Source organism: Streptomyces sp. NPDC052042, from assembly GCF_044548345.1.
Lineage (GTDB): Bacteria > Actinomycetota > Actinomycetes > Streptomycetales > Streptomycetaceae > Streptomyces.
Genome location: NZ_JBIUBU010000021.1, coordinates 100,521 through 111,690, shown reverse-complemented (window position 1 = coordinate 111,690; position 11,170 = coordinate 100,521). Strand labels below are relative to the sequence as shown.

Sequence of the window (11,170 nt, the reverse complement as noted above, 5' to 3'; positions counted from 1 at the left end):
GCTTGGAATCCCGTAGCGCTGCTACGAGTGACCGGTTGAAGATGGCGGCATGGATATGCAGCAGGTGGCCTTGCGGAAAATGACACCCGCGGAGTATCACGCGGCGACTGAGCACCGTGAAGCAGAGGCGGCTCGTGCGCTCAGCGAGTTCATGCCGGAGGAGCTGGCGCGAGAACGAGTCCGGTCCGGCACGGCCAAGTTCCTCCCTGACGGCCCCGACACGGCCGGTCATCATCTCGTGGTGGCGGAGAACGGATCGGGCGAGGTGGTGGGGAACGCGTGGATCGGTCCGGATCCGGGCCAGGCGTCGGGCACCACCAGCTCCGCGTGGCTGTACGACATCAACGTCTTCGAGCCGTTTCGACGCCGTGGATACGGATCCGCCATCCTCGCAGCCGCCGAGGAGCTCGTCGCCCGCGAGGGCAAGACAGCGCTCGCCTTGGATGTCATCGGTGGCAACGAGGCGGCCATCGCAATGTACCGCCACGGTGGCTACGAAGTGTCGTCGATGTCCATGCGCAAGGACCTGTAACGGCAAGAAGCGGGTCAGGCGCGGTGGCCGAGCGGCGCTTGCGCTTCGGCGTGCCGAAGGTCGGGCGGGCGATGCCCCACCCGGCCCCCCTTGAACACGCCCGACTTGAGCCACGCGGCGGTCCGGCCGCCCAGGTACCAGGACTTCGCTCGGACGTCCCCGTCCACCATCCGGAAGATTGCGTCCCACTGCCCGAGGCTGATGTGGTTGCCGTGGTACTTCAGCCCGGTGGCCGGGACCTCGCTGACCGTCAGGCGCGCGATATTGTGACGCGGTCGCCTTGAAGGGACGGTGGTGGTCGGCCGACCGTCGCCCGCGGACCGCATCGGCAGGCATCCGGCTCGATCCGGTCCGGCACCACATCACTGATGACGCCTCGACCTGGTCGGAGGCGCCGTAGCGTTACATGTTCCGGCAGGCCTTGGCTTTGAATTCTGCTACGGAGACGGTGATCGCGGATTCGTCGCCGTTGTCCGAGATGCTGTTGTAGCGCACCGTTCCCGGGGTGAGCCGGTCCCGGTCGGCCAGGGTGAAGGAGATGCTGTTCGCTGACCACGAGTTGTCCTTGGTCCACCCGTAGAGCGCGTAAGTGGTCTTGGCGGTGAGCGGAGCGAGGGATCTGGTTGTGGTCCAGCCGGCAGCAGGAGAGTCAAGGGGCCAGGTGGCGAGACCCGGTGTGAGGGGGCGGTCGGCGGTCCACGAACCGACCGTCACCTGCTTGTTGGCGTCGTCGCCGTCCACGTGGAGGGTCGCGCCATCGATCCGATGTCCGCAGACCATCATGACGCCGAGCAGATGGCCGTCGGCGGTCACGGAGATGCCGGCGACCGCGTCGGGGGGAACGGTGCATCCTGAGGTTGCGGTCAGGGCCACACCGACCGCGACGGCGCCGACGAAGCGCCGGAACACCGGATGTGAAGTGGTCGACCACATGCTCAGCCCCTGCCCGGGGTGCGCGTGGGGCCCCTGCCCCCGGATGGTAGGGGGCGAGCGGCGTCTGGCCGCAGTGTCGTCACCCACCTGTTGTGCGCTCGTTGTTACCTCGTAGTCGCTTGGCTGAGTCAGCCCGATCACGGCACCGATGCCCCGGCGCCTTCTCGCGGTCGTCACCGTCTGGGGCCCGCGACGGCGTAGGCCGCGGTGCCGGCCACCGCGAGGACCAGGGCCGTCCAGGTGCCCGCTGCCGTGCCGGGCGGCAGCAGCATCCAGCTCGCCACCTGCATCGGCGCACTCGTCGGGGGCGGGGCGAGGAACGAGAACGAGAGCCAGGCGAACGGCAGCGTCCAGGCGTACTGGCCGCCCGAGAGCGCCGCGCCCAGGGCGACCAGTCCCATCAGGCCCGCGCTGTCCCGGACGACGAACGGGGTGGTGGCCATGTCCTCGCCCATCGCCTGCACGGTCAGCAGCACCGTGCCGACGACCGCCCCGCAGAGCAGCACGTGTGCCGCTCTGCGGGGCACCCAGCGGATCGCGGCCGTCCGGTCCAGCGCGAGGTCCTGCCCGCTGAGCCCGATCGAGGCCGCCATCGCCCCCGTAGCGAGGACGAGCACGGACAGCCGCGGATCACCGGGCCCCCCGCTGCCGTCCCGGGCAAGTGCCCACACCGCCACCGCGCTGATCACCACCACGGCGAGCGACGCGGGTACCCGACGCGAGCGCGCGTACAGCGTCAGCCATCTCACCGGGACGCACCGCCGTTCAGCGCGTCGAACGCGTCGCCCTCGCAGGAGAGCGCGGCGGTGCGCATCGCGTTGATCCGCGAGAGCTGCTCGGCCCGCGGCAGCGCCTTGAGTTCCTTCCACACCGGGCGGGTCTCGGCGTCGACCTCGTGGCGCAAACCTGCCGGCAAGGTGCCGGGAAGCGGCCTGAGGTCCCCGAGGACCCAGCCCACCGCGATGGTCCGCGCGAATTCATCTCCCCCAAAGCTGCTCCAGCCGACGGGGGAGCACCCTGGCACCATGCCTTTGGCGATCAGGGCCCGGGTCAGCTCCCCGCCCTTCGCGGCGGCGATGACGTCGTCGTCGAAGTCGAAGAGCACGGTCCTGCGGGACCACTGCGGCGTGGAGCCCCTCGGCAGTACGGCGGTGTTCTCCCGGACCGAGGCCGGCGCCTGGCCGCCCAGGGCGTCATGCAGCAGGCGCAGCGCCTCCTTACCGGGACCCGCGAGGTCGGCGAGTCGCGCCTGCTGCGTCTTCGTCACGCACACCGGGCCGTCGCACACCAACTCCGCGGCGGCCTGGTCGACGACATACATCCGGCGCGGGTCGGAGGGAAGGACGAGCAGGGCGATCACCGCGCCCGCCAGGACGGGCGTCAGGGCGATCAGCCGGGCGCGCGGGGTCGCGGCGACCAGCAGCGCGAAGCCGGTCGCGGCCATGCCGAGCAGCCAGATCGTCTGCCCGACGTGCACGGAGGCGGAGAGCGTGACGAGTACATCGCGCACCTCCTGCACCGCCGGTGACAGCAGGGAGACCCGGTTCGGCTCCGTGCTCGGGAACCCCGTCGCCGTGATCGTCTCCGTCCGGCCCAACGACATCTGCATGAGGGCCACGAACACGAAGGCGCCCATGGCCAGCGCGGGCGGGGTGAGCACGGACGGAAGGGCCCGTCCTGCCCCCATGCCCAGCACGGCGCCCGCGACGAGAGAGAGGGCCCCCACCAGCGAGATCGGCAGCCATCCGAGGTGCGTGTACTGGGTGTTGGCGACCACCTGGACCGCCCCCACGAGGACGAGGAGGGCAAAGGCCGAGGCCAGCGTGATCGCCGTCGTGCCCGCCAGCGTGGCCGCGCGGTGCCGGGCGGGCCGCGGCGTGCTCGTCAGCAGCTCGGACATCTTCGAGCGGTGGTCGCGCAGACCCTGCAACGCCCCGAGCCCCACGGCAAGCGGCCACAGGTAGAACAGCACGGAGCGGGTCCACAGGGCCATGGACGTCCACTGGGCCGTCCATGCCGTGGTGCCCGTCCACCACGATCCGGAGAGCAGGTACAGGAACGCCAGCGCCGTCGTCAGGACCACGACGCCGGCCCACGGGGCGACGGAGCGCTTCAGCTCGATATGCAGGACGCGGACGTTCACCATGTGCCCCTTGCCTGCTCGGGGTTGAGCAGCAGCGCCGAGTAGCCGCGCTCCAGCGGGCTGTCCCCCACGTGCTCGGGGCCGCCCGCCGAGGCCAGCTCGTCCGGAGGGCCCTGGAAGACCAGCCGCCCCTCGGCGAAGAGCACCACGTCGGTGCATGCGGCGGCGACGTCCTCCACCAGATGGGTCGAGACGAGCACGCAGGTGTCCGTACCCAACTCCTGCAACAGCTCACGGAAGCGCAGCCGCTGCACCGGGTCCAGGCCGACCGTCGGCTCGTCCAGCAGCAGGATCGTCGGGTCGTTGACGATGGCCTGGGCGATGCCGACCCTGCGCACCATGCCGCCCGACAGGGCCTTCATCCTCTCGTCGGCGTGGTCCGCCAGCCCCACCCTCTCCACGGCGCGCTGCACGGCGGCGGGGATGTCCGCCTTGGGCACCTCCTTCAGCCACGCCATGTACTCGACGAACTCGCGCACCGTGAAGCGCTTGTAGTAGCCGAACTCCTGCGGCAGGTAGCCCATCCGGCGGCGCACCGCCCGGTGCTCGCCCCTGCCGCCCACGGACTCGCCGAGCAGCTCCAGGCTGCCCTCGGTGGGGCGCAGTACGGTGGCCAGTGTCCGGATGAGGGTGGTTTTGCCCGCCCCGTTGGGGCCGAGGAGTCCGTGTACGCCGGTGCCCAGCGACAGGTCGAGCCCATTGACGGCCATTCGGTTCCTGCCGACCCTGACCTTCAGCCCGGTGGCCTGGATCTGCCAGGCGTAGGCCGTTGGTGCGATGTCGGCCGCGCTTATCGCGGACATGAGGTGGTGTTCCCTTCTGTTGGTCATCGATGGGCTCCCAACACGGAGTACGCGCCCCTGCGTGCGAGCACGACAGCGGTACCGAGCGCGAGGACCAGTCCCCATGCGGGCAGGCTGCCCGTCTGCAGGGCGATGACCGTACGGCTGGTGACCAGGGTCGGCGCCACGACGGCGGCGGCCCACACGGCCGCCAGTGCGACAGCGGCGCGGGTCACGCCGACGACGCCGCCGAGCGCCAGGGTCGTCGAGGTGAAGGCCAGACAGGGCAGCAGCCACTGTGCGGCCGTCACACCGGTCAGCCATCCGGCCACCAGCAGCGCGGGGACGACCACGGCGAGCACGGACGCGGTGCGCCGCAGCACCAGGTGCAGTCCCGCCCTCGGCGCGGAGGCCGTCAGTTCGTACGCCGGGTCCAGGCCGCGCGACCACGACGCCGCGACGCCGAGGGCGGGCAGGATCGGGGCGAGCAACAGCACCAGTGACACCTCGCCGAAGCCGGTGTCGACCAGGTCGAGCAGGAGCGCGAGCAGTGTCACGCTCACGACCATGGCCGGCCACGGCACCATCGTGGGCGTGACCCATCTCGGCAGCCAAGCGGACCAGCGCCGTTGGTGCGGCATCGTGGCTGTGGCGGCCAGTTGGGGTTCGAGGCCGGACCACACGGTGCCGACCAGCGCCGCCACGACGGGCGCCTCGGCGGTGACGGCGGCCGACAGCCGGTCACGGCACACCCCGCACGTCTCCAGATGGGCCTCCAGGGCCCACACCTCGTCGGCGGCGATGTCCGTGTCGCCGCGTGTGTAACCGTCGATGAGCCGCATCGACGCGTGTTCCACGCTCATGCCAGCGCCTTCCGCATCGCGATCCGGGCCCGGCGGGCACGGGTCTTGACCGTGCCCTCGGGCAGCCCGAGCAGGACCGAGGTCTCTCGGACGGACAGCCCGTCGAGCACCATGGCCTGCAGTACCTGTCTGAGTTCCGGCGCGAGGCGCCGCAGCGCGTCGCCGACGTCACCGCCGACGGTCGTCGCGAGCGCCTCCTCCTCGGCGGCGGGCGCCGCGTCGGGGAGAGCAGCGGCCGTCGGCGGCTCGGCGTGGTGGGCCCTGCGCCGGAAGGCGTCCACGAGGCGGCGTGCCGCGATCGTCCACAGCCATCCGGCGGCCGTCCCTCCCACCGAGGACCCCGCGAACGCGCCCGCCGCGCGCCACACCGCCAGATACGTCTCCTGCATGACCTCGGCGACGATCTGCTCGTCGGCACAGCGACGGCGCAGCCGCACCGCGATCCACGGCGCGGTGCGCCGGTACAGCTCCTCGAACGCCGCGCGGTCACCCCTGGCCACCAGTTGGACGAGTTGTTCCTCGTCCAGCGCGCGCGGTGCCTTCCTGACTGATCTCACACCGGCTAGACGCCCGGGCGGGGCCGCAGGTTTTCCCTCCAGTGTGATCCCCATCACGCATGGGAGGGCTCATGGGCTCCACTCGGCTGAAGTGTCGCCGCCACGCAGCCGTCGCTTCGCTGGTCCGGAGGTCTCGCTGAAGAGGATGTGCGATGGCTTGAGTTGCGGTGGTTTGGGTTGTCCGAGCGCGCGGGAAGGCGGTAGTGAGCCACCCCGCCCCGCGAGCACCGGCACCGAGCCGGCCGGCCGCGTCTGTCTCGGGTGCGCCCGCGCCTCGACCGCGCGGCAGTCCATGGGCGTGCAGCTGGACTCCCTCGCCGAAGCCGGGGGCGCCCGGGTCGCCTCGGGGAAGTTCTCCACCCGCGCCGAGAACGGCCCGAGTTGGAGGCCGCCGTGAAGCCGACCGGGGAGATCCGACCCTCCGGTGTCGCCGTCACTCTCGTCGTGCATGGGTCCAGCAATGCGGCGCGACCGAGGGCCCCGGCAGGAGCAGGGCTGCCTTGTTGCAGTCGGGGCGGTCGGGGCAGTCGGCGGTGATGTCCGACTTTCCGCTTCTGCCCGACCATTGACTATGGACATCCCTATACCTACGATCGCGCTTGTCCATGGTTGTCCATATACAAATTGGTGGGTCGATGAAGATCGCGGTCGTCGGAAGTTACGGAGCCGGCCTCACCATGCGGGTCCCCAAGGCCCCCGCAGCGGGCGAGACCGTCTCGGGTGGCCTGTTCGATCCGGGCGCCGGCGGCAAGGGCAGCAACCAGGCCATCGGCGTCGCCCGGCTGGGTGCCGAGGTCTCCCTGCTCACCGCCGTAGGCGACGATGAATTCGGCAACTCCGCACGGGAGTTGTGGCGGCGTGAGGGAGTCGGGGCCGAGCATGTGCTGACCGCCGGCGCACCCACCATGGTCGGGTTCATCCTGGTCGAACCGTCCGGCGAGAACCGCATCGCCATCGCCCCGGGCGCACTGGACGAACTGGACGCAGCCGCCGTCGAATCCTTCCGCTCCGAGATCGCCTCCGCCGACATCCTGGTCGTCTCGATGGAGATCCCCGAGGAAGCCGTGGTCGCCGCGCTCCGCGTCGGCCGCGAGACCGGCACGCGGACCCTGCTCAACCCGGCTCCCGCCCGCTCGCTCCCCGAGGAGTGCTGGCCGCTCATCGACGTACTCACGCCCAACCAGACGGAGGCACCTGTCCTCCTCGGCCTCGACGAGGGGCACGGGCTCGGCGACGAGGAGCTGGCCCGCGCGCTGCACGAGCGCACCAGGGGCATCGTCGTCATCACCCGGGGCGGTGAGGGTGCAGTGGTCGCCCAGGCCTCCGGCGTCACCCACGTGCCGCCTCACCCGGCCCGGACCGTCGTCGACACCACGGGCGCCGGCGACTCCTTCACCGCCGCATTCGCCGTCGCCCTGTCCGAGGGGCAACCCGTCGAGCAGGCCGTGGAGTTCGCCGCCGTCGCAGGCTCCCACACCGTGTCGATCGCGGGCGTCGTACCCGCCCTCCCCACCAGAGCCCAGCTGAATGCCCTGATTGGAAACGCCTCGTGACCTCGACAACCTCCAAGCCGCCGGCCACCGCGGCGCCATCGCCCGACGAGTCCGCCCGGCAGTTCCCGCCCGCGCTGCGCAGGCTGCTGCACGCGCGTGAGGCCGGCGTGTTCGCCGCGCTCGTCCTGCTCTTCCTGCTGGGCACCGTGCTCTCGCCGACCTTCGCCCAGTCCGACAACCTGCTCTCGGTGGGCCAGCAGATCGCGCAGATCGGGATCATGGCCGTCGGGGCGACCTTCGTCATCCTCAACGGCGAGATCGACCTCTCGGTCGGCTCCACCTACGCCCTGTCCGCGATCTCCACCGGAATGCTCATCGCGGACGGCTGGAACTGGCCCTCGGCCATGCTCGTCGGACTGGCCGTGGGAGCCCTGGCCGGGCTCTTCAACGGGCTGGCAGTGGTGATGCTGGGCGTACCGTCCTTCATCGTCACCCTGGGCACGCTCAGCGTCTTCCGCGGCATCGCCCTGCTCATCTCCGACGGCGCCCCGATCTCGCTGAGTTCCTCCCAGCCCGGCGTCGCGGAGTTCAACCTCCTCGGCCAGGGGCGGCTGTTCGGCCTGGTGCCCATGCAGTTCGTCTTCTTCGCCGCCGTCGCGGCCATCGGCGTGGTTCTGCTGGCGCGTTCGCGCTTCGGCTTCAACACCTACGCGGTCGGTGGCAACCAGGAGGCCGCCCGGCTCGTCGGCGTCGACGTCAAGCGGGTCAAGCTCACCGCCTTCGTCCTCTCCGGCTTCACCGCGGGCCTCGCCGGCGTCCTCGGCCTGTCCTTCCTCTCCTACGTGCAGGGCGTGACGGGCCAGGGACTGGAACTCACCGTCATCTCCGCCGTCATCATCGGTGGCGCCGCGCTCTTCGGAGGCTCGGGCACCATGTGGGGCACCGTCATCGGCGTCGCCTTCATCGGCCTGCTCCAGAACATCCTCAACATCAAGGGCATCTCGTCCTTCTGGCAGACCGTCGTCACCGGTCTCGTCATCGTCGCCGCCGTCGCGGCCGATACCTGGCAGCGAAAGCGCAAGAGCCGAGCCTGAGCGCCGTCCCCGGCCGGCGTCCGCCGCCCCGCGAGCCGCTCACCCCCCGCCGCACCACCGCCCAGCCCCTCCACTTCCTCCCGCCCCACGGACACGATGAAGGAGTCACGATGTTCCCGCGTACCCTCCTCAGATCGCTCAGCGCCACGACGGCCGTCGCCGCGGCCCTCACCCTCACCGCGTGCGGCGCCGTCACCGCCGGCGACGCCACCGGCTCCGACGACGGCTCCTTCAAGCTTGCCCCGTACATCCAGCAGCGGATCGACGGCGACAAGCCGATGCGCATCAAGCTGAGCTACCACGACCCGTCCCTCGCCTTCGCCACGCCGATCAGCTCCGGCATGAAGAAGGCCGGCAAGGAGTTCGGGGCCGAGGTCTCCCTCATCGGTCCCACCGGCGGTGACGCCGCCAAGCAGGTCTCCGAGATCCAGACGCTCATCCAGCAGAAGGCCGTGGACGGACTCGCCGTCTCCTCGGCCTCCAGTGACGCGCTCAAGCCGGTCATCAGCCAGGCCTACAAGGCCGGCATCCCGATCATCTCCTTCAACACCGACAACCCCGACTCCCAGCAGATGGGCTTCGTCGGCCAGGACCTGAAGGGCTCCGGCAAGGCCCAGGCCGAAGAGCTCCGCAAGAACCTGAACAAGAACGTCAAGGGCAAGTCCGTGGTGGTCTTCTCCGTCGACACCGGCGCCGGCTGGTCGCACGACCGCTTCAACGGCTTCAAGGAGGGCCTCGACGGAAGCGGCCTGAACATCGTCGGCCCGGTGAACGTCGGCAATGAACCCAGCACCGCCTACAACACCGTCGAGTCCACCATGTCCGGCCAGTCCGACGTGATCGCCGTCGCCGGTCTGGACTGCTGCTCGACCACGGCCGCCGCCAAGTGGGTGGCCCAGGCCGGCCAGGCGGACGACATCACGATGGGCGGCTTCGACCTGCTCACCCAGACGGCCGAGTACGTGAAGCGCGGCGTCCTGGACTTCACCATCAGCCAGAACCCGTCCGAGCAGGGCTACCAGGCGGTGAAGGTGCTGCACGACTTCCTCACCAAGGGCACCAAGATCACCGGCGTGGACACCGGTGCGCAGTTCATCACCCGCGACAACCTCGACGGCGCGACGGTGGAGGACTGATGACCGCCGCACCCCGAGACGCCTCCACGGGCGACCCGGCCCGTCCAGAGAACCTGGGCGCCGCCGGCCAAGCCATCCGCGTCCGCGGCCTCTCCCGCAACTTCGGTCCGGTCCGAGCCCTGCGCGATGTCTCCTTCGACGTCCCCGCGGGCGAGATCACCGCACTGCTGGGGGAGAACGGAGCCGGCAAGTCGACCCTGCTGAAGATCCTGGCGGGCCTCCAGCCTCCCAGCGAGGGCAGCGTCACCGTCTTCGGCGAAGAGGTCACCTCCTTCGAGCCGAGCGCGATGCTCGGCCGGCACGGAGTCGCGATCGTCCCCCAGGAACTGTCGCTGCTGCCCGACCGCACCGTGGCGGAGAACGTGCTCAGCGGCGTCGAGCCGGGCAACCGCTGGTTCCCCTCGCGGCGCCGGATGCTGGAGCGCACCACCGAACTCCTCGCGGAACTGGACCTCCGCCTCGACCCCAACGCCTCCGTACGCACCCTGGACCTGGCCACCCAGCAGCTCATCGTAGTGGCCCGCTCCATCGCCCGGGGCTGCCGCGTGCTGATCCTGGACGAACCGACGGCGATGCTTACCCCCGCGGAGGCCGACCGGCTGTTCACCCTGATGGACAAGCTCAAGACGGGCGGGACGACCATGCTCTACGTCTCGCATCGCATGCCCGAGGTCTTCCGCCTGGCCGACCACATCCAGGTGCTGCGCGACGGCGCCCACGTCGCCTCCTGGCGCAGCGCGGAGACCACCTCCGACCAGGCGGTCGCCGCGATGGTCGGCCGCGAGCTGGGCCAGTTCACCCGCCGCGCGGGACGCGCGGCCGAACCGGCCGCCGAACCCGCCCTGAAGGTAAGGGAACTGAGCGGCAGGCGACACAGCGGTGTCACCTTCGACCTGCGCCCTGGCGAGATCCTCGGCGTGGCCGGACTGCCCGATTCCGGCCGGGTGGAGCTGCTGCACAACCTCTTCGGCGGGGACCCCGGCACCGGCGGCACCGTGGAATTGCTGGGCAAGCCCTACGAACGGCGCAACCCCATCGCCAGTGTCGAACGTCGGCTGGCATTCGTCCCCGGCGAGCGCCGTGCCCAGGGCCTGCTGACCACGATGAGCGTTGGCGACAACATCGGCGCGCTCACCACGAGGACGTTCAGCCGACTCGGCCTCATCCGCCGCCGCACCTTCGACTCGGCCGCGACCGAGCAGGCGCAGCGGCTGAGGGTGAAGACGGCGACCATGAGCCAGCCCATCACCAGCCTGTCCGGCGGAAACCAGCAGAAGGCCGTGCTGGGACGCTGGCTGGCGATCAACCCCGGGGTACTGATCCTCGACGAGCCCACGCGCGGCGTGGACATCGGCGCGAAGGCCGAGATCTACGCGCAGTTGTCCGCGCTCGCGGAAAAGGGCCTGGCGATCCTCTGCTCCTCCTCCGATCTGCCCGAACTGCTCACCCTGACCGACCGGATCGCGGTGATGAGCCAGGGCCGCCTGGTGGCCGTCGTCGACACCGCCGAGGCCACCGAGGAGTCCGTCATGACCCTCGCCACCGGAGCGGTGCCGGCCGCGGCCTGAGACCGGCCGACCATGAGCCCCGCACCCGGGCCCCACCGGCCCCCGAGGTCCGAACGGCCACCGGGTCAC

At 70.6% G+C, this 11,170-nt stretch carries 11 protein-coding genes and 1 pseudogene; 5 read left to right on the top strand and 7 right to left on the bottom strand.

The window, feature by feature from the left end:
• The first annotated feature begins 55 nt into the window (after nucleotides 1–55).
• Nucleotides 56–532 (top strand): GNAT family N-acetyltransferase, encoded by a 477-nt coding sequence (locus tag ACIHCL_RS28320; protein WP_399866162.1) that lies wholly within the window; start codon nucleotides 56–58, stop codon nucleotides 530–532.
• A gap of 13 nt (nucleotides 533–545) precedes the next feature.
• Here the strand turns inward: ACIHCL_RS28320 and ACIHCL_RS28315 are convergent.
• From ACIHCL_RS28315 to ACIHCL_RS28285, 7 genes and pseudogenes are all read right to left on the bottom strand, one after another.
• Nucleotides 546–795: pseudogene (locus tag ACIHCL_RS28315) on the bottom strand (oxidoreductase); the annotation flags it as partial.
• 139 nt (nucleotides 796–934) lie between these two features.
• The gene (locus ACIHCL_RS28310; protein WP_399866160.1) at nucleotides 935–1,465 is read right to left on the bottom strand and encodes a hypothetical protein; all 531 of its coding nucleotides are present in this window, start codon (nucleotides 1,463–1,465) and stop codon (nucleotides 935–937) included.
• 173 nt (nucleotides 1,466–1,638) lie between these two features.
• Nucleotides 1,639–2,214 (bottom strand): hypothetical protein, encoded by a 576-nt coding sequence (locus ACIHCL_RS28305; protein WP_399866157.1) that lies wholly within the window; start codon nucleotides 2,212–2,214, stop codon nucleotides 1,639–1,641.
• Nucleotides 2,211–3,608, bottom strand: a complete 1,398-nt coding sequence (locus ACIHCL_RS28300; RefSeq protein ID WP_399866213.1) for a hypothetical protein — start codon at nucleotides 3,606–3,608, stop codon at nucleotides 2,211–2,213. The genes ACIHCL_RS28305 and ACIHCL_RS28300 overlap by 4 nt, the downstream gene beginning before the upstream one ends.
• Nucleotides 3,605–4,438, bottom strand: coding sequence for an ABC transporter ATP-binding protein (locus ACIHCL_RS28295; protein WP_399866155.1), 834 nt, complete (start codon nucleotides 4,436–4,438; stop codon nucleotides 3,605–3,607). The genes ACIHCL_RS28300 and ACIHCL_RS28295 overlap by 4 nt, the downstream gene beginning before the upstream one ends.
• Complete coding sequence (locus ACIHCL_RS28290) at nucleotides 4,435–5,253, bottom strand: zf-HC2 domain-containing protein (RefSeq protein ID WP_399866152.1); 819 nt, start codon at nucleotides 5,251–5,253, stop codon at nucleotides 4,435–4,437. The genes ACIHCL_RS28295 and ACIHCL_RS28290 overlap by 4 nt, the downstream gene beginning before the upstream one ends.
• Nucleotides 5,250–5,810: an RNA polymerase sigma factor gene (locus ACIHCL_RS28285; protein WP_399866150.1), complete on the bottom strand. Its 561-nt coding sequence runs from the start codon at nucleotides 5,808–5,810 to the stop codon at nucleotides 5,250–5,252. Before ACIHCL_RS28285 ends, ACIHCL_RS28290 begins: the two co-directional genes overlap by 4 nt.
• Before the next feature lie 635 nt (nucleotides 5,811–6,445).
• Between ACIHCL_RS28285 and ACIHCL_RS28280 the strand changes: the two genes are divergently transcribed.
• The 4 genes from ACIHCL_RS28280 (at nucleotide 6,446) to ACIHCL_RS28265 (ending at nucleotide 11,101) form a co-directional block, all read left to right on the top strand.
• On the top strand, nucleotides 6,446–7,363 hold the full coding sequence (locus ACIHCL_RS28280; protein ID WP_399866147.1) for a ribokinase: 918 nt from the start codon (nucleotides 6,446–6,448) through the stop codon (nucleotides 7,361–7,363).
• Nucleotides 7,360–8,397: an ABC transporter permease gene (locus ACIHCL_RS28275; RefSeq protein WP_399866144.1), complete on the top strand. Its 1,038-nt coding sequence runs from the start codon at nucleotides 7,360–7,362 to the stop codon at nucleotides 8,395–8,397. The genes ACIHCL_RS28280 and ACIHCL_RS28275 overlap by 4 nt, the downstream gene beginning before the upstream one ends.
• A 110-nt stretch (nucleotides 8,398–8,507) precedes the next feature.
• Nucleotides 8,508–9,533 carry a sugar ABC transporter substrate-binding protein gene (locus ACIHCL_RS28270; RefSeq protein ID WP_399866142.1) on the top strand — a complete coding sequence of 342 codons (1,026 nt, stop codon included), beginning with the start codon at nucleotides 8,508–8,510 and terminating at the stop codon, nucleotides 9,531–9,533.
• Entirely contained in the window at nucleotides 9,533–11,101 is a 1,569-nt protein-coding gene (locus ACIHCL_RS28265) for a sugar ABC transporter ATP-binding protein (protein WP_399866140.1), read from the top strand. Before ACIHCL_RS28270 ends, ACIHCL_RS28265 begins: the two co-directional genes overlap by 1 nt.
• The last annotated feature ends 69 nt before the right edge of the window (nucleotides 11,102–11,170 follow it).